The sequence below is a fragment of the uncultured Gemella sp. genome, assembly GCF_963515875.1.
Lineage (GTDB): Bacteria > Bacillota > Bacilli > Staphylococcales > Gemellaceae > Gemella.
Genome location: NZ_CAUPZX010000011.1, coordinates 1 through 20435, shown reverse-complemented (window position 1 = coordinate 20435; position 20435 = coordinate 1). Strand labels below are relative to the sequence as shown.

Here is a 20435-nt window from a genome sequence, read left to right as displayed (position 1 = left end):
AGTACAATAGTTAATATATATCATAGAAATGTGATATAATATTTATAAAGTCAGAATAATAAAATATCAACAATAAAGTCAGGAGGAATTTATTATGATAGATGGATTAAATAAAATTTGGAATAAATTTCTTAATTTTTTAGAAGATAAAGAGATGTATAAATCATACGAAGGAGCTTTAATCTCTGGGGTATGTAGTGGTTTAAGTAAAAGATTTGGAATAAGTGCTAGTTTTTTACGAGTGCTATTCTTATTAGCGAGTATTTTCTCATTCGGTAGCCCAATATTGATATATATACTGTTATCGATAATAATGCCGGTAAAACCGATGAAAGAAAATTATAGAAACTCAAGCTACATCGATGGACGTGCTTGGGAAAAATAAACAAAAAGTTCTAATTGATCAAGTGTCAATTAGAACTTTTTGTTTATTTCACTGCATCGATAAATCTAGCTGCTATTTCTTTAGGTCGAGTGATAGCTCCACCTACTACTACACTGAAAGCTCCAGCGTTATAAGCCGCTTTAGCATTCTCAGGGTAGTGGATACGACCTTCTGCGATGATTGGAACAGAAATAGTTTCAGATAATTTTTTAATAAGGTCTAAATCCACCTCATTTGGTCTATCTTTAGTGTTTTCAGTATAACCACTTAAGGTAGTTCCTACGAAATCAACACCTATTTTTTCCGCGTTTACACCTTCTTCAAAAGTTGCGATATCTGCCATTAAAACAATATCAGGATACTTAGATTTGATTTCAGCAATAAAATCATTGATTGTTGTTCCATCAAAACGAGGACGTAAAGTGCAATCTAAGGCGATTATTTCACAACCTGTTGCTACAAGTGCATCTACTTCTTTCATAGTAGCTGTGATAAATTGAGACATACCCTCGTAACTTTGTTTAATAATTCCGATAACTGGTAGATCTACTGTTTCTTTAATTTGAATTATGTCAGTAACGCCCTGAGCACGAATACCAACAGCTCCAGCTTGTTTAGCTGCAAGAGCCATAAGTTTCATGACACCACCTTCTTCAACATATAGTGGTTCACCTGGTAAAGCCTGACAAGAAACGATAATTCCGCCTTTAATTTGGTTTAAGATTTTTTCTTTTTTATTCATAGTTAACTCCAATCAGAGCTTAATCTTTAATAGTTAAGCTATAGTATTTGTAATTTATATATATTTTTACATATTCAAAAATTTTACCATCTGCAAAGTAAGTGTACCTATCAAACTCAAAACACGGTTCGTCTGAGATGTACTTAGCAATTTCTTCAGGAGTATCAACTATAACTTGCATAGTTTTTTCAGATTTTTCTTGGTGAATATCGATACGATATTTTTTTCTAATCATAGTAGCAAGTTCTTTAAAACTGTCGATGTCGTTAATATTAACATCAGGTAAATATTTAAGTGGGATATAGTTAGTTTGATGAGCCCAAACAATATTACCGATATACTTAATACGAGCAACTTTCAGAAGTTTTTGATTTTTTAATTTTAATTTATTACAAAGTTCTTTATCTTGAATAATTTCAGCTTCGATAACTTCAGCGTGTTCAGATACTGATTCTTTAAAGTGTTTATGGAAGTTGTTATTTTCTGTGACTAAAACTTTCTTATTAACTAAAGTTTTATTTACGAAACTTCCCTTACCTTGAATTCTAAAAATATATCCTGCAGTTTCAAGTTCGTTAAGTACACGTACGGCAGTAGTACTACTAACATTATATATTTCTTTTATCTCTTTTTCTGTATAGAGTTGTTCACCTTCTTTAAAAATACCGGTTTGTATCTTTAAGATGATGTCGTTAATAATCTTTTCGTATTTTTTCAAGTTGATCCCTCCCTGACTAATAATTTATAAAAATATGTTTATTAAAATTTAATGTGTTAATTTAAATTTATATTATCATTAAAGCAGGACTTTGTAAAGAAAAAAATTAGAAATTTGTAAAAAAAATTAAACGATTACAATAGAATGAAGTGATTAACTATGATATCGATAAAAAGCAGCTTATTATATATGAGAGGAATACAACCTGAACCACAGACTTATAATATATAATTATTGAAAACATCCATCCTTACGTCAAGTAAAGGGTGATAGCCCCCAAATTTTGACAAATTTCGGGAGCTATCACCAAGAGAGATTAAAATTTTAACATTCTATTTTTGCACAAATGGGCTAATAGCACCATAAAGAGCAGCATCATTTCCTAGAGAAGCTGCTAGGAATTTAGTTTGGTTATTTTCGATTGGGTGAAGTTCACGAACTTTAGCCTCAAGTTTGTTTAATAAATAATCACCTTGAGCAGAAACAGCACCTCCAATTACGATGTATTTAGGATCTAAGATACATAGTAAGTTAACAATACCACGAGCAAGCTCGAATAACCACGCATCTAGCACTTTTAAGGCACTAGCATCTTCACGTTTGCAAAGATCGAAGAATTCGATAACACTTAACCCTTCATACATCTCAGCCTTAATTTTTCTATCTAATGCGATAGTAGAAGCACGTTGTTCATAAGTAGTTTTAGTGTCGAAATCATAAACAGATTGTCCAATTTCCCCTACACCAAAGTTTGATCCGAAAGGTAGACTGTTTAGATAGTAAGCACCACCGATTCCAGTTCCTAAAGCCATACAGAATACTTCGTCTAACCCTTTAGCTCCACCAAGCCATTGTTCACCAAGTAAAGCACAGTTCACATCGTTATCAGCATATACAGGAATACCTAATCTATCCCCAAAATCACGTTTGAAGTTAGTCCCAAGATAGTTTTTAATAGTTGGAGCAGAACGGATTACTTCCATGTGAACATTGTCGATTACACCAGCTGCAGAGATACCAGCAGCAGTGAAGTTGTAAGTTTCACGAATCTTGCTAGCGATTCTAAACATCTCGTCAGTGATTTTTACAGTAACATTGTCAGGTGTTTTACAAGTTTCGTAATGTACAATCTTATGATTGTCATCAAAAATAGCAAATTTTATACTTGTACCACCAATATCAATACCTAATAACATAATATACCTACTTTCTAAATTAAGATTTAATAATCTTTAATTTTGTTATTTCAAAATTTCTATACAACGATATATTACCATAAAATTAATTTTTTGAAAACAGTTTCCTGAAAAAAATTACAACTTATTTACTATATAAAGAATACTAATTGGTGTATAATGAACATGTAGTTATTAAAATTTACGGAGGGGAAAATGGATAAAATAGTATTTTTAGAACCTGTATTTTGCGAAAGAATATGGGGAGGTCGTAATTTAGAAAAATTTAATTTTTCAATTCCACAAGGAGATATAGGAGAAGTGTGGGTTATTGCAGCTCATGATAATGGTAGCTCAAAAATTACAAATGGTTCGCTAGCAGGATTAACACTAAAAGATGCATACGAAAAACATCCTACATTATTTACCGAAAAAGTTTATGACAAGTTTCCATTATTAATAAAAATTTTGGATGCAAGTGATAACTTATCTGTTCAAGTTCATCCAGAAGATGACTATGCAAAGGTGAATGAAAATGGAGAACTAGGAAAAACAGAATGTTGGTACGTACTAGATGCTAAAGAAGATGCGAAATTAGTATATGGTCATAGTGCAAAAACACATGAAGAGTTTAATAGTAGAATAGATAATGAAGAGTGGAATGAGTTGTTCATCGAAGAAAAAGTAAAAGCGGGAGATTTCTTCTACATACCAGCAGGAACGCTTCACGCTATAGGAGAGGGTATTCTTATATACGAAGTCCAACAAAATTCAGACACGACATATAGAGTTTATGATTATGATCGTGTAGATAAAGATGGAAATAAGAGAGAATTACATATAGAGAAAACAAAAGATGTAACAAAAGTTCCATTTGAAAAAGTAGCGACTAATCCAAAAGAAGAAAAAGTAGGAAAATCAACTATAACTTACCTAGCAGATGAGAAGTATTTTTCAGTCTTCAAAATAAATGTAATAGAACAGATTGTTATAGAAAAAAATAAAACAGGGAACCTATTTACAGTCCTTGAAGGTGCTGGAAGTGTTGTAATAGATGGGATTAAACACAATGTTAAAAAAGGAGATAGTTTTATACTAACAACTAAGTGTGATAGCTATACACTAGAAGGAAATATGTTTTTAATAGGAAGTTACGATAGATAAAATAACGATAAATAAGTAGATTGTAAGATTATGTCAATCTGCTTATTTTTTATTTAATTAGATACTTTTAATGTATTAAATAGGAAAAGGCGGTCTAGACAAATAGCTTTAAAATCGTGATAGTATAAAGGAGAAGAGGTAAGTTGTAAAATATTAATAAACACATTAACAACTATATGATTTAAAAGGTTTTCAAAAAAATAAAAAAAATTATTTTTTCTATTGACAAACAACAGAAAACGTTTTACAATATAAGTGTATTAAAATTTAATGTGTTAAATAAATACACGAAATTTAAAAAAATAAAAACAAATAACGGAGGTTATTACAATGAAAGATTTAAAAGGAATTTATTCGGCTTTACTTATTCCATTTGACGAAAATGGTGAAGTTAAAGAAGAGGGGTTAAAACAAGTTATAGAACACAATATCAACGTAAGTAAAGTTGATGGTCTATACGTAAACGGAAGTAGTGGGGAGAACTTCTTATTAAACACTACTCAAAAGAAACAAATCTTTAAATTAGTAAAAGATGTAGTTGGAGATAGAGTTAAACTTATTGCTCAAGTAGGGTCATTAGACTTAAACGAAGCAGTAGAATTAGCTAAATATGCTACAGAATTAGGATATGACTCATTATCAGCAGTTACACCATTCTACTATCCGCTATCATTCAACGAAATCAAACACTACTACAAAACAATTATCGATGCTACAGATAACAGCATGATTCTTTACTACATCCCATTCTTAACAGGAGTTAAAATTAGTTTAGATCAATTCGCTGAATTATTCGAAGATGAAAAAGTTATCGGTGTTAAATACACTGCAGCTGACTTCTATCAATTAGAAAGATTCAGAAAACGTTTCCCTGACAAATTAATCTGGTCTGGATTCGATGAAATGTTAGTTCAAGCTGCTATTACTGGAGTAGACGGAGCTATCGGTTCAACATACAACGTTAACGGACAAAGAAGTAAAGAAATCTTCAGACTTGCTAAAGAAGGAAAAGTTGCAGAAGCTTACGAACTTCAACACAAAGCAAATGACGTAATTGAAAAAGTATTAGAACTAGGATTATACCAAACTCTTAAAGAAATCTTAAAAGTTAAAGGTATTGATGCAGGAACATGTAAAAAACCTATGAAATCATTCGATCCAGCTAAATTAGCAGAAGTTGAAAAACTTGTTAAAGCTTACGACCTATAATTTTAAACAATAACAGAGTAAAAAACGAATAACTACGGACTAAAAATCAGGGGAATAGGAAGAGGAGCACCCCTCCTCTTCCCTAAATGGAAAAATTTTTCCATAATAAAAAAGTATTATTAAATAAAACAACGAAATAGGAGGGAAGTACCATGGACAAAATAGGATTTGGTACACTTAACAGTATAGTATTAGGAATTTACTTAATAGCTATGCTAGCAATAGGTGTGTATTTCACTAAAAAAGCAGGTGAAAGCACGGACGAATTCTTCAAAGCCGGAGGGAACATTCCATCTTGGGCAGTAGGATTCTCGATTTATGCAACAACATTATCGGCCATTACATTTATGGCTACACCGGAAAAAGCATTCAACGGAGACTGGACATATGCAGCTGGGAACTTTTCAATTATCGCAATTATTCCTATCTTAATCCACTACTATGTTCCATTCTTTAGAAAATTAAATGTAACTACAGCGTATGAATATTTAGAAGAACGTTTCAATCCTAGTGTTCGTGTAGTAGGAAGTGTGTTATTCTCACTATTCCACATCGGACGTGTAGCTATCGTTATTTATTTACCAACAGTTGCCATTACATCAGTATCAACACTTAACCCATTCTTAGTGTGTGCGGTAATCGGATTACTTTGCGTAGTTTACTCATTCTTAGGAGGGGTTGAAGGGGTTATCTGGACAGACGTTATCCAAGGTATTATTTTACTTGGAGGAGCTGTTTTAGTAATCATCTTAGGAGCATACGAAGTAGGTGGGTTCGGACACATTACTCAAGATGCTTTAGCTAACGGTAAAATTATAACTGCTGAGAAATTTAACTGGTCATTAACTGCATCTACTATTCCAATTATCTTCATTGGATCAGTATTTAACAGTTTACAACAATATACTGCTTCTCAAGACGTAGTACAACGTTACAGCACAACAGAATCAGTTGAAGAAACTAATAAATCACTTTGGACAAACGGATTATTAGCATTCATCTCTATTCCAATCTTCTACGGAATGGGAACAGTTCTTTACAGCTTCTACAAAGGTAGCCACGCTGTAACTAAATTACCAGACTTCATGAACGCTGAAGTAGTAGGTAAAGCAGCAAACACAACAGCTTTAGTACCTTACTTCATCTTAACAGCATTACCAGCAGGTATCGCAGGATTAGTAATCGCAGCTATCTTAGCAGCTGCTCAATCAACTATCGCATCAAGCTTAAACTCAATTTCAGCTTGTATCACAGTTGACATTAAACAACGTTTCTTTGGATTAAGTAAAGATGCTAAACAAGATGTTCTATTAGCTCGTGTTATCATCATTGTAGCAGGGGTATTAGGAACAATCGCAGCATTATACTTCGTAAATACTAACCAAAAAGAAACTTGGGATTTATTCCTTAAATATATCGGACTTCTAGGAGTGCCTTTAGCTGGTACATTTGCACTTGGTATCTTCACTAAACGTGCAAACGGAGCTGGAGCATTATTAGGATTATTAGTAGCAGGTATTGTATGTTGGTACATCCAAGACTTCACAACTTATGCTAAACAAAGTCCATTCATCTTCTCAGGATTCTCATTCTTAAGTGCATTAGTATTCGGTTATATCTGTAGTTTCTTCTTCAAATCTACTAAAAATATCACTGGACTTACTATTCACACTAAAGATCAAGAATACGTAAAAGAAGTGAAATAATAAATTAAGCCCTTAAAGTATAAATATAACAAAAAAGCAGCCCTAAAACATAAGGAGCTGCTTTTTCTAGGTTGGGGCTATTAAAAAAGGCTACTAAAAAAATAAATATTATAAAAATTATAAGTAGTTATTGAGATACTTTTATTAAGAGGTTATAATTTAACTGAAGAAATTAATTATGAAAATAACAGGAGGATATTCTATGGATATTACCAAATACTTGGGGACTTGGAAAAGACCGTTAGATTTCGATTCATATTGGGATAAGAAGTTGGAATTTATTAATAATGTACCTTTGGATTATGAATTAATAGAGACGGAATTTTCTAATTTTGATGGAGTGAAATACTACGATTTATATTTTAAAAGTTATGATGGAGCACGTATCTACGCGAAATTCATAAAACCTATGAATGATAAAGAAGTGCCAGCCTTGTTTTATTTTCATGGTTATCCAGGGTGTAATAGAAATTGGTTTGAAAAAACAGCATATGCCTCGTTAGGGTATGCGGTCTTTGCAATGGATTTTCGAGGTCAAGGCGGGAGAAGTCAGGATATAGGAGGTATTCAAGGAACTACCGTTGCTGGTCATATCGTTGCAGGTATCGATGATGAGGTAGATAATATGCTTTTTGTTAAAAATATTCTTGATATGTGCTTACTTATTCGCATTGCAAAGGATATTGAAGGAATAGATGCGGATAATATAAACTGTGCAGGAGGTTCGCAAGGTGGTGGTTTTGCAACAATTTGTGCTGGGTTAAACGACATAAAAAAATGTGTAATTCTCTACCCGTTTTTATCAGATATGAAAAAAGTATATGATCTTGATTTAGATCTAGTAGCTTATGAAGGAATTCGTTATTATTCGCGTTGGTTTAGTACAACAGGGGAAAATGACGAGAGATTATTCGATAGATTATCCTATATAGACGCAAAAAACTTCGCTCAAAGAATAAAGGCAAAAGTGTTATTTGGAGCTAGTAATATTGATGTTATATGTCCGATAGAAACTCAGTTTGCAGTGTATAATAATTTGTCTTGTGAAAAAGAGATGATTTTATACAAAAAGTATGGTCACGAAAATATACCAGATTTTAACACTAAAACAGCAAGATTCTTATTAGAAGATTAAAAAGAAGAAGTGAGTATTAAACTAAAATATAGAAAATCTGTTAGGAGGAAAAAAAGAGATGAAATTAGATAAAAACAGACAATTTGAATACAATCTAAACAAAATTCCTTACAAACACCCACGGTTGGATTACTACGAATTAACATACACAGCAGTAGATAATTCAAGAATTTATACAGAGGTGATGGTTCCAAAAGGAGAAACTAGAGGAATATTTGTAGAAATACCAGATTATAAGGTGTTCCCAAAAGATTATTTGAACCTAGGACGATATGCAATACTAGACTATGCGGTAGCTTCATTACACGTGAGAGGGCAAGCAGGACAAAGTGAAAACAGACAAGCAGCTTCGATATATTTCCCATTTTTAAACAATCAAAATGAAGAGTTATATTATAATTTTGTCTATCAAGATGTAATAGACTTAATCGCAGTATTGAAAAAAGAATTCCCAGAGTTAGAAGTTAACGTTCTAGCAATAGGTCAAGGAGCAAGTGCGGGCTTAGTTGCGGCGGCAGTAACAAAAGATATAGCGAACTTATTTATATCAAATGCTCAGAATATTGATTTCTCAATTATTTTTAAAGAAAATGCAGATGTAGGAGTTTATGAAGCTATTCGAGATTATAATCGTAATTACCCTGAAAAAGAAGATTATATGTTGAGTCGTTTAAACGAAATAGATATACTGAATTATGCAAAAGAAGTAGAAGCAAAAGTTTATTACGGTTATTCCCACTTGAATGTGAGAACACCTGAAAAATGCCAGGATAAATTATTGTCTTTATTAACGAACAAAGAAATCATTCATTATAGAAAATTTGAACACGAAGTACTCCAAGAACATTTCTTTGATGAATTTGTTTTAAGAAAGTTAGGAGAATAGCGATAAAAATACGATATAATTGATGCAGATATGCTCTAAGAAGGCGAGAAAATGAGATTAGAAAAAGAAAGAAAATTAAATTATAAAGTTAGTATAAAAAAAGACTATCCTGAGTTACAAAACTTAACCATAGAATATAATGCAATAGACAATTCAAAAATCTATGCTGAAATTGTAGTGAAAAAAATAAGAGCCAGAGGAATAATCTTAGAGATACCAGATTATGAAAAAGTGCCGAATAACACTGTTAAACTTATGAAATATTGTGCTTTAGGCTATAGTGGGGCGACACTTCATGTTAGAGGAGATAGAGGAAGAAGTGAAAACAAACAACCAGCGTCTATGTATTTTCCTTTCCTAACAAACAATCAGCAAGAAGAGCTATATTACAACTATGCCTATCAAGATGCGATTGATTTAGTGAATATTTTAGTAAAAGAATTCCCAGACTTAGAAATCAATATCGTTGCTAAGGGACAAGGTGCAGCGATAGCTCTAGTAGTTTCAGCAATTTCTAAAAAAATATCTAGGCTATTTATCTCAAATGTCCAAAATGTTGATTTTAAATACATTCTTGATGAAAATCTTGATATCGGAGTATATGATAGCTTGCGAGAATATATTCGCAACTATCCAGAAAAAGAAGAGTATTTACTAGAAAGATTAGAGGAAATAGATGTGTTAAACTGCGTTGGAGATGTAGAAGCGGAGATTAACTTTGGCTATTCGACATTAGAAGATGAGAAAAACATTGTTATTAACAAAAAGATAACTAGTTTATTTGAGAAAAAGAATGTTACAATTTTCGAAAATGAAGAAGGAGATCTTCATGAAAAAATATTGGAGCTGTGGTTGATGGAAAGTGTGTAAAAAGAGGATAAACAGTAGGTGAACAATAAAATCCGAGTCTAGTTATTTACAGTACATTTGTAAAAATAGGGAGTGACTCAAAAATCGTGATTTCAAAGAAATCGATTTTTGTCGAGTTAGCCCCAACTGTATAACTATAAGACTCGGATATTTTTATTATTTAAGTTTTTCTAATTCTTTAGTAAGAGTTTCTTCATTCACAGCTCCAGCGATTCTAGTCTCGAATGTACCGTCACTATTAATTAAAATATGTGTCGGGAACGAACGAATTGCGTAGTTTATAATGAAGCGGTCATTAATGTCGAAAAGCACAGGGTAAGTTATACCAAGTTCTTGTGCTTTCTTAAGAATAACATCCTTACTCTTATCTTGTGGATTCTGGTTTTTAAAAACAGCATCATTAGGTGATGTCATAGATAGAAAGACGATATCATTCTTATCTTTTAATTTTTGATAAACTTTTTCTAACTCAGGGATTTCTCTTATACAAGGACCGCACCAGCTAGCCCACATATTTATATAGACTTTTTTACCTTTAAAATCACTAAGTTTTACAGTTTTTCCATCTTTATCCATCGCAGTGAAATCAAATGCTTGGGTAGGCTTAGTTTCACTAGATGAAGTAGTCGAAGTTTGCTTGTTAGTCTCTTCCTTTTTCTCAGTAGAACTAGAACATGCGCTCAAGATTAAAGCACTGCTAAGAAGAGTTGTGCTAAGTATAGACAATTTTTTCATATTATATTCCTCCAATTAAATAACAAATTTATGAAAAATAACGAGTTAATGTAACAAATGATCCACTTAGTATTAAAATACCGATTAAAATAAGGATAATACCAGAGATAATTTGTGTGTATTTAAGTATATTAGTATGTTTTTTGAATAGATTCAATAATTTTGAAGCGAAGAATGCAACAAGGATAAATGGTAAAATAAATCCTAAGCAGTACGCAAAAATCAATAAGAAACTCATAACACCAGTGTGGCTAGAAGCGTATAAGAAAACACTCGCCAAGATAGGTCCGATACAAGGTGTCCAAGAAAAACTAAAAGTGAATCCCATTAAAAATGCAAGAATCGGAGTAGTTTTATTTCCTTTTCTCTTCACCTTATTCTTTATTGAAAATTCCTGTTTTAAAAATCCAATTTTAAATACCCCAAGTTGTAATAATCCCATAAAGACAATTAAAACACCACTAACGATTTGTAAAGTTTTGATATTCTCATTTAAGAAAATACTAATAAAACTAGTCGCAAATGCTAGGATAAAAAATGTAGAACAAATACCCAAAACAAAAGAAAGAGTATTTGTAATAGTATTACGTTTATTAAAAGTTAGTTCTCCATGTTCGTTCATCTCTTTTTTTCCTGCAAGAATACCGATATAAATTGGTAATATTGGTATTATGCACGGAGAAAGAAAAGAAAGAAGCCCTTCTAAAAAGACAAGAATCATCTTTAACGCAGAACTAGCTGTATTAAAATCTGTCATAAAACCTCCCAGATAAAAAATAAAAATTACAGATTTACTATATTATAAAAACGTTTCAAATGCAATTAAACTGCTTATAAAATAACCTAAAGATTACGGAATCAATCTAATGTAACAGAGAGTTATCGTTATTATTACAAAACTGTTACAAACCTTGAAAAAACTATCTATTGCACATATAATGGTAGTATGTCAAGATTATATAGAAGTTCGGCCATAGCTTGAACGAGATCTATGACGTTTATAGTTTAGGAAATAGTAAAAGAAATTAAAGATTAGAAAATAAAACAGTATTTATAAATAGATGAATGAGTCGCTTGACTCGAACCTAATTTAAGGAGATCAAAAAATTATGAGTAAATTACAAAAATTAGTAGCCGCAACGGCAATCGTTTCGACAGTAGGTGTTGGATTATCTCAAATCGCTGACGCTGATACATATACAGTAAAAAAAGGTGATACTCTTTGGGATATCGCAGTAAACAACGGTACAACTGTTGAGCAACTTATGCAAGATAACAACTTAACAAGTGCATTAATCTTCCCTGGAGATAAATTAACTTACAATACAACAGTAGCTCAAGTGGCTCAAGCTAAAGAACAAGGATACTACACAGTAGTATTAGGAGACACTTTAGGAAAAGTTGCTGACAGATTTGGAGTTTCAGTAGACGAGCTTGTTAAATTAAACAATCTTTCTAACCCTAACCTAATTTATGTAGGAACAGTATTAAAAGTTGATGCAGGTGCAGCGAAAACTGCAGAAGTAACAGTTCCAAAAGCAACTGTTGTAGAAGACACTGCAGAAAAAACAGTAGTAAAAGTTGACCCAGTTCAAACAGTAGCTCCAAAAGCTACAGTTACACCAACAGTAGCAACAGCAGCTGCTCCAGTAGCGGCACCGGCTCCAGCGAAAGTTGAAGAAAAAGCAGCTACACCAGCAGCGCCAAAAGTAGAAGCTAAAAAAGAAGTAGCAGCACCAAAAGCAGAAGTTAAAGCTGAAACAAAACCAGCTACTACTCCAGCAGTTGCGAAAGCAGCAGATAAACCAGCAGCTACACCAGTAGTAGCAACAGCAGCTCCAACTGTAACAGCTCAAGCAGCAGCACCAGCTGCAGCAGCAACAACTCAAGTTGCATCTTCAAACAAAGGAGCAGCGATCTACCAAGCAGCATTATCTCAATTAGGAGTTTTCCAAGATTGTACACTGCTAGTAACAAACGCTCTTAAAGCAGTAGGAATCAACTTCCACGACTGGCCAGCAGGATACATGAGCTTAGGAACTGTAGTTCCAGCATCTCAAGCTCAACCAGGAGACTTAATCTACTATGCGAACGGTGGAATGGGATTAGCTCATATCGCAGTTTACGCAGGAAACGGACAAGCTATCCACGGTGGATGGAATGGTAACCAAACAGCTCTTAACACTGCAAACGTAGGTAGCGGAGCAGTTTACATCCGTGTTAAATAATTAGAAAATGAATAAAAAGCAATTGGATTTCCAGTTGCTTTTTTTGTTTGGACAATAAAATTATATTCCTTCAAAGGAAACTACCCCAGGACATAAGAGCTAGAATTAAATTTCAAAATCTTTTAGATATCTAATAAACTATGAAGGAGTGGCTCGACAAAATCTTGTTTCTTCGAAATCAAGATTTTTGAGGCACTCCCTTCTATATAATTATTTGAAACTAATCGAAATCTCCCCAGCAGCTAGTTCTCTGTGTACCGTCGTGAGTCCCTATTGCCATATAGTGGCGCTCATTTGAATAGGAAACATAACTAATCCAAACGAATCCTTCTTTGATAACATAGCTATCATAAAATACCTTTTCTCCCTTATAGTAGGTGTTGAGCACCTTTCCGACTTTGCTAGGTTTATTTCTAACATTGATAGACGGTACATTTACAGTAAAACGTCCATTCTCAGGTACGCGAGTCCACTCCTCGCTAGAATCATAGCTAGGTCTAATAAATCCTGCAAGATAAGTATCATTCCTGCTCATAATACGAGCTATACCTCCACGTTCAGGTGTTCCATCAACATTCTGTTCTACAGAAGTTATAAGCCCGTTGTTGACTTCTATAACAATACCGACATGACCATAACTATCCCAATCTCCCCAATGCCATATTGCTATATCCCCAGGTGCAATCTCAGCATCACCTTTAAAGTATCTTCTCCAGCCGGGAGGAATAGGATTGGTTAAATAATCGATGGCGTTGCCGTATATTTGAAAATCTGCGAAATTCTTCACATACGCCATAGTAAGATCAACGCATTGTGCACCGTACATACCATCCATGTCAATCCATTTATACACATTATCTTTTGCCCAGTTTACCATTGTTTGTTGACTTGTCATAATATTTACTCCCTATATCATTCTACTCTTTAATATCTAGGTTTAACTTTGTTTCTATAATACGTGTGAGATCATTTAAACTTTTACCTATACTTTGAAGAGTATTATCCAATTTTAATAAGAAAAATACCGCAACAAAAATAGGAAAACCTACAGTATTAATAAAATTTAGTATATCCATAAAAAAAGGTGCGGCATAAACCGCACCTCCCTCCCTTCTATTATTGAAGTTCGCTAGCTTCACGAGTGACGTAAGTAGCTTTTTTAAAAGCTGTTAAAACACGTTTTTCATTGTTTAGAACTTTTGTCTCAACAATCTTTTGCGCAACAGCCTCTACAGTAGCTTTACTTAAATCATCTTTAGGATGTGAAATCGCGATGTGATAAGTTTTTTTATTTTCAGTTGTGAAATAAATGTTTAATTTTTTTTCCATAATATAATCTCCCTTCTAAATTAGACAAGTTCTTTAATGTTGATAGTCACAGTGTCGATAGTTTTAGAAACTAATTTTTTCAATTCCTCTCCAACCTCTTTTAACGTATCATCGTTAGCAGTTGGATTAACATCGAAATGATAACTTTTAATAACCTGTTTTTGCCCTTTAGCCTCACTGTAGTTTAAGTGTAATACTTTTTTTAGTAATTTCATTTTATGAATCTCCTTTATGTTTAAAAATTTTTGTCTTTGGCCTCTGACACTATATATATCGAAAAAACAAAGAGGATTTTTTCACGAAAAACGAAAAAAATTAAAAAAAAATTTAAAAAAGTTATTTCATCAAGACTTATCAAGGGTATGATAAAAATATATAAATAATAATTAAAAAAGTAGTGGAAATAAAACTGAAATAGTATTATAATATATTAGAAACAAAGGAGGGAAATACCATGAAAGACAATAGATTACTGAAAGTATTATGGGGAATAGTATTAGCTATATTTTTATGTAGTGCGTTATTCATAGGAATTAGTTATTTCACTGGTGGTGACAGCTCTAGTAAGAAAAAAGACGAAGAAACAACATCAACATCTAAATCAAAAGACAAAGAAAAAGATAAAGATAAAGAGAAAAACAACTCAAAATCTAAAACAAAAGAAAAAAGTGATGAAGAAAAATATAGAGAAAATAAAGAAAATGGAAATACTTCATCATCTTCTAACAACACTAGATCAGAAAATAACAAACCAGCTAACAGCAACACTGCTGTAAATAATGCACAAAACTCTAACAATAACACAACAAATAATAAGGCGAATACTTCAAATAAAGATGATAAAAAAGAAGTTGCTGAAGCAAATGGTGGAGCAACAGCGCCAGGAACATTTAGTAATGTTGATGCAGCAAAAGCATATGCAAATGAAGAGATCAACCGCTTAGTAAAAGAAAATAAAAAAAGTTACAGTTATACATTAGAAAGTAATAACAAAGGTGAAGTTGTTGTTAAAATAACACAAGGATAAAATAGAAAGCTCATAGAGTCGTAAGAAAATAATCTATAAATTATGAAGGGTTATTGCTTGCAGAGACTCTGTGAGTTTTTTACATTAACAAAAAACATCTTATTTATCTGAGATGAAAAGATAAAATTCATAAAGAAAATCCACAGTGTAAAAGCGATGATAAAAATCTTTAAATCTTAGCAAAATATACAGATAAGTGGTATAATATTATGTAAGTATAAAAAAGGAAAAGGAATCATGGAAAAAAATAAATTTATTAAGATTTTGGTATATAGTGTGATTTCACTTGTTTTGGCAGGGGTTATACTTTTAATATTTAGTTATTTTGGAAAAGAAGAGGAAGTTAAAAAAACAGACTCGTCTCAAAAGGATAAGAAACAAGAGCAAGTAGATCGCAAAAAAGAAAAAGAAGAAAATAAAGTAAAAGAAAACGAAAAAGAAACAGAGAATGAAAACAAGGTTTCAACAACAGTAGAAAAGAAAGGGCAGGAGGCAGAAGGTAATGTTCAAAATAAAGCTGCTGTTAATGAAAATGCCCAAAGATCTGCTGTGACAGAAATCTATAAAGGTAAAAAACTATCGGAATCAGAAGGTGTCGGTACTACAGGAAAAGTATTCAAATCTCAAAAAGAAGCATTAGACTTCGGTAAAGCAGAGATAAAAAGGCTAACTGATGGAGACAAGAAAAAAAGACAATTTTCGATAAGTAAAGTAGCTGCGGATGATGGAAGTCTGGTAGGGTGGACTGTTGATATTTTTGAAGATAATAGTGTAGAAAAAGTAGATGTAGATTCAAAAAATACTACTGACGAAAAGAAATCAAAAGAATAAAAGAAACATAGCGAGGGGGTTGCTTAGTATATGCTAACGGTATCTAATATATTAAGTGGTCGAACTCGCTTGCTTTTGTATAGAAATTAAATGAAGTTGAAAATGTGAAAAGAGAGGTGAAAAAATGAGAATAGGTATAGTTGCGGAATTTAATCCCTTGCATAGTGGTCATAGATATTTGATAGAATGTGCAAGAAAGATAGCTGATGAAAATAACGGTGAGGTTATTTGTGTGATGAGTGAATTCTTTACGCAAAGAGGAGAAGTCGCTATTGTCGATGGTTATGCTAGAGCTAAAGAAGCTGTAAGGTGCGGTTGTGATTTAGTGATTGCTCTACCGTATTTAGGAAGTGTGGCATATGGTGACGATTTTGCAAAGAAAAGTATCGAAATTTTGGCTGGGGCAGGTATAACACATCTTATCTTTGGAACTGAAAACGAAGATATAAATATTTTCCAGGAAATATATAAAAAACAAAAAAATACCGCACAAGAAGACTATAAACAGTTTATAAAAAAAGGTTATAACTATGCAAGAATAAATAGTGAATTATATGGTCTGGAAAAAAATAATCCGAACTTTAGTTTAGCATACAGTTATTACAAAGCTATTAAAGATGCTGATTTAGATATAGAACTGTTACCTGTGAAAAGAGAAGGGCAGGGGCTAAATAGTACAGGATTGAGTGAGTATGCACATCTTAGTGCAACAGCTATAAGAAAAAATATTAATGACAAAAAAGTCGAAAAGTATCTTACAAAAGAAATGTTAACAGATCTAAAAATAGATGAAATAATAACGGAAGATAACTTGTTCCCTTTTATAAAATATAAAATATTATCTCTCGGAAAAGATGGGATAGAAAAAATTTATGATGTGAGTGAAGGTTTGGAAAATAGAATTTTTGAAGCGGCACTTAAGGTTGAGAATTATAGTGATTTAGTAAAAACTATAAGCACTAAAAGGTATAGTAACAAAAAAATACAAAGGATACTTTTGCACATTCTCACTCATACGACCAAAGAAGATTTTAAAAACTATTTTTCAACAAAAAACTACAGGGTGCTAGCTGTGAAAAGAGCATCATCACCGCTGATACGAGAGATAAATAAAGAAGGGAAGATCACGCTAAACCCTCTGTTAAATAGTAAAAACAGTATGCATTTCAAACACGATATAAAAGTAGCAAGAATATATGAGATGTTGAAAAAAAGTGGAGACATTTTTAAAGAAAATGTGAAAATTATAGATTAATGAAAAATAAGAAATAGGGGAATAATTGTCTAGAGAAATATTGTATGCTAAATCTGTATATTCAGTTATGGTTGTTGTTTTAGTTGATAAATAATGTGTTTTATTGATGTTATTAATAGAAAAAATACCCTTTCTAGAGTATAATGAAGGTAGGAATTAGCGGAGATTATGAAATTTTTTTAAAATAAATAGGGGGATTCAAAATGGAAAATATAAGACACAAAGACGTGAAACCGATGATGGATTTAATGGCGAAAAAAATATTTAGCGATACAGAAATAACTGCGGAATTTATTCGAGATATTTTAGAGTTGCCGGTCGAAAGTGTAAAAATATTAGATGGAACTCAAATACACGTAACAACTAGTAAAATCTTACCAGATTTCACTACACAGGTAGATGTACTAGCAGAATTAAATGACAAGACACAAGTTGTGATAGAAATACAAGTAGCCTACCAAACAGATTTTATAAAAAGATTATGGATATATATCTGTGAACAGGTCTCAAAAAATTTAGATAGTTATAAAGGTGATAATATATTAACCCACCATTTAGCGAAAGAATTAATACCAGTTTATGCAGTGGCGATAGCAGAGGAAAATTATTTTGAAGATGATAGAGCGATTCACAATTTTAGTTTAAGAGATAGTGAAACAAAAGAAGAATTAAAAGTTAGAGTAAAAGGAATAGAAGAGAAAAGAAATCTAGTACAAATAGCATTTTTGGAGTTGAAAAAATACAAACCAGAGATGAAAGCAAGTTATAATAAAGTACGCTGGATGGAATTATTTGGTAACAAACCATTTACACACAAACCGGGAAATATAATAGCGAAGGCGGATAGAATACTAGATGTAAAAGAATGGAATAAGGAGGATAGAGCTATGTTTGATGAGTACATACGAGCTTGGGATGGTTGGAATGCGCATCTAGCTTATGTAGAAGAATCGAGAGAAGAGGCGTTAGAGCAAGGACTTCAACAAGGAATAGAACAAGGAATTCAACGAGGAAGAGAAGAAGGAATTGAGCAGGGAAGAGCACAAGAAAGAGTGGAAACAATAAATATGATTGCTGATTTAGTAAAAGGAGGGCATCTAACTAAAGGAATAGGAGCTAGTAAATTAAATCTAAGCGAGCAAGAATTTGAGAAATATCTATAGTTGAAACAGCTATAACCTAGTAATTTTAAATTCCAAAAAGTAACAAGTAAATATTAATATCGACATCCGAATTCGCTTTAAAAGTTTTTTGGATGTCTAATAAACCGCTGCAGGAAGTAACTCTAAAAAAGTGATTTCTATGAAATCGCGATTTTTGAGTTGCTCTCAAAAATGAAGAAAGTTGAAAAACTCGAATCTAGGAGAAATCTTATGTTCGAGTTTTTTGTATAGGTGAAATAATAAGAACAGTTTAATGACAAATAATTAGAAATTATAGGTGTATAGATAGAGGGTGGCTATATTTATTTTTAAATTATTATCGTCCATAAATTTCTTGTACTCCTTTAAATCTTCTAATGAATTCAACTTAATTTCAGTAGGTGTTTTTATTTCTAATATTATAGATGTCTCTTTTTTTAAGATATCTACATTATATATTTTTTGTACATTTTTATCTTGAAATTTGTTTACACTTTTATTTTAACATTTACAATTTATATAGATATATTAAATAGCATACCTATATTTTAGTGTTATAAATTGAGGGTGGTTCTAAATTAAGTATTATTTTTTAAGTATAAGGGTATTGGAATTTATAGCAACCAATATCGATTTACTGAAAAAGAATAATTGTTAGATTGGAAAGTATTTTTAAATACCTAATAAGAGATATTTGATGGTTATAATTATAAAAAATATATTATGATTTAAGTTGTTTTTAAGTATGTTTAAAGTTAAGGGAATATAATTAATATTATTTTTTCTGTAATAACTTAGTTATTTAGAAAATATGAACTTTAAAACATTACTATAATAAGTTTTTGAGTCCTGTTACATCTTTTTTATGTAGCTGTATTAAGAATATTAATGTTATCTGTATAAATAAATTATTTTATAAATAATATTAGGAAAGTAAAACTTTTTCTGGGTCATAAATAAAATATTTGTTAAAATTATATTCATTGCTTTAAGATGTATTTTTTAGTTAATTTATGAAAGAAATACATTTTTTATAGGAGAATTTGAGAACAATAATTTTAAAGGTTATCAATTATTAGGAGGATGAATATGACAAATAAAAACAACTAATATTTATGAATGTTGAGAATAAAAAGAGAGTATAGTGTATTTCTTTGAAAAAGGTAAATATATAACAAGATGAATATACTAGAAAATGGATACTTAAATCGATACTATATTTAATATGGTTAAGCGTTGAAAGTTAAAAATTTTTGGCGGATTACTGAAAGAATAAGAGATTGAAAAATTAGATAAAGTGAAACTTTAATGTTTCTAGATAGTTATAATAATTTATATATATGTATGTATAGTTATTGTGAAACACAGTGCTCGTAATAGTTTAAAGTGATAAATAAGAGTGTTAATAGTTTTATTGAATTAAGACACTCAGTTTAGCAAAATAAATATAAGATAAAGAAGTGTGATGAAAACAACTTTATAGGCTAGTTTATATAGAAAAAAGTAATATTGGAGTGGTATTATTTTCTTTGAAAGGTTTCAACTAATATGGTAATTGCATTTTATATTTTAGAATAGAGAAATACAGGTTTACAATTTTATATGTTTTTAAAAAATATTTTATTATAGTAATTTTGGTATGTGAATTTGATAAAATAATCAATTATTTAGTAATAAGGTAAATAACAATAAAATAAGCACAAGAAGTATACTTAATAATTTAAGAAAAATAGTTGTATTTTACTAATCTTACCATTTGAAAATAATTTAAAAATATATTATTATGGTAACAAAAGAGAACTAAAGTTCGAATTTTAATGGAGGAGATGTTGTTCTGAGTAATTGATATGTACCCCTTTTACTGGACAAAACAGTGAAAGGGGTGTTTTTTATGAGTT

General features: G+C 31.5%; 21 protein-coding genes. 12 read left to right on the top strand and 9 right to left on the bottom strand.

Annotated features, from left to right (window positions below; translation table 11 throughout):
• Window positions 1-94 precede the first annotated feature (94 nt).
• Entirely contained in the window at window positions 95-385 is a 291-nt protein-coding gene (locus RWL85_RS03420) for a PspC domain-containing protein (RefSeq protein WP_060913385.1), read from the top strand.
• Between the two features lie 43 nt (window positions 386-428).
• Here RWL85_RS03420 and RWL85_RS03415 read toward each other — a convergent pair whose 3' ends face one another.
• The 3 genes from RWL85_RS03415 to RWL85_RS03405 form a co-directional block, all read right to left on the bottom strand.
• A complete protein-coding gene (locus RWL85_RS03415) occupies window positions 429-1127 on the bottom strand; it encodes an N-acetylmannosamine-6-phosphate 2-epimerase (protein ID WP_314085032.1) in 699 nt (232 codons plus the stop codon).
• A gap of 19 nt (window positions 1128-1146) precedes the next feature.
• Complete coding sequence (locus RWL85_RS03410) at window positions 1147-1845, bottom strand: GntR family transcriptional regulator (RefSeq protein ID WP_314085030.1); 699 nt, start codon at window positions 1843-1845, stop codon at window positions 1147-1149.
• Between the two features lie 332 nt (window positions 1846-2177).
• Entirely contained in the window at window positions 2178-3041 is an 864-nt protein-coding gene (locus tag RWL85_RS03405; RefSeq protein WP_314085028.1) for an ROK family protein, read from the bottom strand.
• A gap of 195 nt (window positions 3042-3236) precedes the next feature.
• Here RWL85_RS03405 and manA point away from each other — a divergent pair, with 195 nt between their 5' ends.
• The 6 genes from manA to RWL85_RS03375 all read left to right on the top strand — a co-directional run bounded on the left by manA (window position 3237) and on the right by RWL85_RS03375 (window position 9990).
• Complete coding sequence (manA, locus tag RWL85_RS03400; RefSeq protein WP_314085026.1) at window positions 3237-4184, top strand: mannose-6-phosphate isomerase, class I; 948 nt, start codon at window positions 3237-3239, stop codon at window positions 4182-4184.
• A 330-nt stretch (window positions 4185-4514) separates the two neighbouring features.
• Window positions 4515-5393 (top strand): N-acetylneuraminate lyase, encoded by an 879-nt coding sequence (locus RWL85_RS03395; protein ID WP_314085024.1) that lies wholly within the window; start codon window positions 4515-4517, stop codon window positions 5391-5393.
• A 152-nt stretch (window positions 5394-5545) separates the two neighbouring features.
• On the top strand, window positions 5546-7099 hold the full coding sequence (locus RWL85_RS03390; RefSeq protein WP_314085022.1) for a sodium:solute symporter: 1554 nt from the start codon (window positions 5546-5548) through the stop codon (window positions 7097-7099).
• A 202-nt stretch (window positions 7100-7301) separates the two neighbouring features.
• Complete coding sequence (locus RWL85_RS03385; RefSeq protein ID WP_314085020.1) at window positions 7302-8234, top strand: alpha/beta fold hydrolase; 933 nt, start codon at window positions 7302-7304, stop codon at window positions 8232-8234.
• Window positions 8235-8292: 58 nt separating this feature from the next.
• Complete coding sequence (locus tag RWL85_RS03380) at window positions 8293-9120, top strand: acetylxylan esterase (protein ID WP_314085018.1); 828 nt, start codon at window positions 8293-8295, stop codon at window positions 9118-9120.
• Window positions 9121-9171: 51 nt separating this feature from the next.
• Window positions 9172-9990 carry an acetylxylan esterase gene (locus RWL85_RS03375; RefSeq protein WP_314085016.1) on the top strand — a complete coding sequence of 273 codons (819 nt, stop codon included), beginning with the start codon at window positions 9172-9174 and terminating at the stop codon, window positions 9988-9990.
• A gap of 156 nt (window positions 9991-10146) precedes the next feature.
• Here the strand turns inward: RWL85_RS03375 and RWL85_RS03370 are convergent, their stop codons facing one another.
• A complete protein-coding gene (locus RWL85_RS03370) occupies window positions 10147-10725 on the bottom strand; it encodes a TlpA disulfide reductase family protein (protein ID WP_314085014.1) in 579 nt (192 codons plus the stop codon).
• 28 nt (window positions 10726-10753) lie between these two features.
• Window positions 10754-11482 carry a cytochrome c biogenesis CcdA family protein gene (locus RWL85_RS03365; RefSeq protein ID WP_314085012.1) on the bottom strand — a complete coding sequence of 243 codons (729 nt, stop codon included), beginning with the start codon at window positions 11480-11482 and terminating at the stop codon, window positions 10754-10756.
• 352 nt (window positions 11483-11834) lie between these two features.
• Between RWL85_RS03365 and RWL85_RS03360 the strand changes: the two genes are divergently transcribed.
• The gene (locus RWL85_RS03360) at window positions 11835-12953 is read left to right on the top strand and encodes a LysM peptidoglycan-binding domain-containing protein (RefSeq protein WP_314085010.1); all 1119 of its coding nucleotides are present in this window, start codon (window positions 11835-11837) and stop codon (window positions 12951-12953) included.
• Between the two features lie 220 nt (window positions 12954-13173).
• Here RWL85_RS03360 and RWL85_RS03355 read toward each other — a convergent pair whose 3' ends face one another.
• From RWL85_RS03355 to RWL85_RS03340, 4 genes are read right to left on the bottom strand one after another with little or no spacing between them, the layout of a single operon-like run.
• The gene (locus RWL85_RS03355) at window positions 13174-13848 is read right to left on the bottom strand and encodes a CHAP domain-containing protein (RefSeq protein ID WP_314085008.1); all 675 of its coding nucleotides are present in this window, start codon (window positions 13846-13848) and stop codon (window positions 13174-13176) included.
• A gap of 22 nt (window positions 13849-13870) precedes the next feature.
• Window positions 13871-14029: a YvrJ family protein gene (locus RWL85_RS03350; RefSeq protein ID WP_314085006.1), complete on the bottom strand. Its 159-nt coding sequence runs from the start codon at window positions 14027-14029 to the stop codon at window positions 13871-13873.
• A gap of 40 nt (window positions 14030-14069) precedes the next feature.
• Window positions 14070-14282 carry a DUF2922 domain-containing protein gene (locus RWL85_RS03345; protein WP_314085004.1) on the bottom strand — a complete coding sequence of 71 codons (213 nt, stop codon included), beginning with the start codon at window positions 14280-14282 and terminating at the stop codon, window positions 14070-14072.
• A 20-nt stretch (window positions 14283-14302) separates the two neighbouring features.
• The gene (locus RWL85_RS03340; protein ID WP_314085002.1) at window positions 14303-14497 is read right to left on the bottom strand and encodes a hypothetical protein; all 195 of its coding nucleotides are present in this window, start codon (window positions 14495-14497) and stop codon (window positions 14303-14305) included.
• A 239-nt stretch (window positions 14498-14736) separates the two neighbouring features.
• Between RWL85_RS03340 and RWL85_RS03335 the strand changes: the two genes are divergently transcribed.
• From RWL85_RS03335 to RWL85_RS03320, 4 genes are all read left to right on the top strand, one after another.
• Window positions 14737-15309 carry a hypothetical protein gene (locus RWL85_RS03335; RefSeq protein ID WP_314085000.1) on the top strand — a complete coding sequence of 191 codons (573 nt, stop codon included), beginning with the start codon at window positions 14737-14739 and terminating at the stop codon, window positions 15307-15309.
• A gap of 237 nt (window positions 15310-15546) precedes the next feature.
• Complete coding sequence (locus tag RWL85_RS03330) at window positions 15547-16140, top strand: sarcalumenin (protein WP_314084999.1); 594 nt, start codon at window positions 15547-15549, stop codon at window positions 16138-16140.
• 124 nt (window positions 16141-16264) lie between these two features.
• On the top strand, window positions 16265-17395 hold the full coding sequence (locus tag RWL85_RS03325) for a nucleotidyltransferase family protein (RefSeq protein WP_314084997.1): 1131 nt from the start codon (window positions 16265-16267) through the stop codon (window positions 17393-17395).
• Window positions 17396-17598: 203 nt separating this feature from the next.
• Window positions 17599-18558, top strand: a complete 960-nt coding sequence (locus tag RWL85_RS03320) for an Rpn family recombination-promoting nuclease/putative transposase (protein WP_314084995.1) — start codon at window positions 17599-17601, stop codon at window positions 18556-18558.
• The last annotated feature ends 1877 nt before the right edge of the window (window positions 18559-20435 follow it).

Bases quoted from the DNA above. Each gene is read 5' to 3' on its own strand.
- RWL85_RS03395 (WP_314085024.1), top strand. From the start codon at position 4,515: ATGAAAGATTTAAAAGGAATTTATTCGGCTTTACTTATTCCATTTGAC.
- RWL85_RS03355 (WP_314085008.1), bottom strand. From the start codon at position 13,848: ATGACAAGTCAACAAACAATGGTAAACTGGGCAAAAGATAATGTGTAT.
- RWL85_RS03420 (WP_060913385.1), top strand. From the start codon at position 95: ATGATAGATGGATTAAATAAAATTTGGAATAAATTTCTTAATTTTTTA.
- RWL85_RS03350 (WP_314085006.1), bottom strand. From the start codon at position 14,029: ATGGATATACTAAATTTTATTAATACTGTAGGTTTTCCTATTTTTGTT.
- RWL85_RS03340 (WP_314085002.1), bottom strand. From the start codon at position 14,497: ATGAAATTACTAAAAAAAGTATTACACTTAAACTACAGTGAGGCTAAA.
- RWL85_RS03415 (WP_314085032.1), bottom strand. From the start codon at position 1,127: ATGAATAAAAAAGAAAAAATCTTAAACCAAATTAAAGGCGGAATTATC.
- RWL85_RS03380 (WP_314085018.1), top strand. From the start codon at position 8,293: ATGAAATTAGATAAAAACAGACAATTTGAATACAATCTAAACAAAATT.
- RWL85_RS03375 (WP_314085016.1), top strand. From the start codon at position 9,172: ATGAGATTAGAAAAAGAAAGAAAATTAAATTATAAAGTTAGTATAAAA.
- RWL85_RS03405 (WP_314085028.1), bottom strand. From the start codon at position 3,041: ATGTTATTAGGTATTGATATTGGTGGTACAAGTATAAAATTTGCTATT.
- RWL85_RS03325 (WP_314084997.1), top strand. From the start codon at position 16,265: ATGAGAATAGGTATAGTTGCGGAATTTAATCCCTTGCATAGTGGTCAT.
- RWL85_RS03335 (WP_314085000.1), top strand. From the start codon at position 14,737: ATGAAAGACAATAGATTACTGAAAGTATTATGGGGAATAGTATTAGCT.
- RWL85_RS03360 (WP_314085010.1), top strand. From the start codon at position 11,835: ATGAGTAAATTACAAAAATTAGTAGCCGCAACGGCAATCGTTTCGACA.
- RWL85_RS03370 (WP_314085014.1), bottom strand. From the start codon at position 10,725: ATGAAAAAATTGTCTATACTTAGCACAACTCTTCTTAGCAGTGCTTTA.
- RWL85_RS03365 (WP_314085012.1), bottom strand. From the start codon at position 11,482: ATGACAGATTTTAATACAGCTAGTTCTGCGTTAAAGATGATTCTTGTC.
- manA (WP_314085026.1), top strand. From the start codon at position 3,237: ATGGATAAAATAGTATTTTTAGAACCTGTATTTTGCGAAAGAATATGG.
- RWL85_RS03320 (WP_314084995.1), top strand. From the start codon at position 17,599: ATGGAAAATATAAGACACAAAGACGTGAAACCGATGATGGATTTAATG.
- RWL85_RS03345 (WP_314085004.1), bottom strand. From the start codon at position 14,282: ATGGAAAAAAAATTAAACATTTATTTCACAACTGAAAATAAAAAAACT.
- RWL85_RS03385 (WP_314085020.1), top strand. From the start codon at position 7,302: ATGGATATTACCAAATACTTGGGGACTTGGAAAAGACCGTTAGATTTC.
- RWL85_RS03390 (WP_314085022.1), top strand. From the start codon at position 5,546: ATGGACAAAATAGGATTTGGTACACTTAACAGTATAGTATTAGGAATT.
- RWL85_RS03330 (WP_314084999.1), top strand. From the start codon at position 15,547: ATGGAAAAAAATAAATTTATTAAGATTTTGGTATATAGTGTGATTTCA.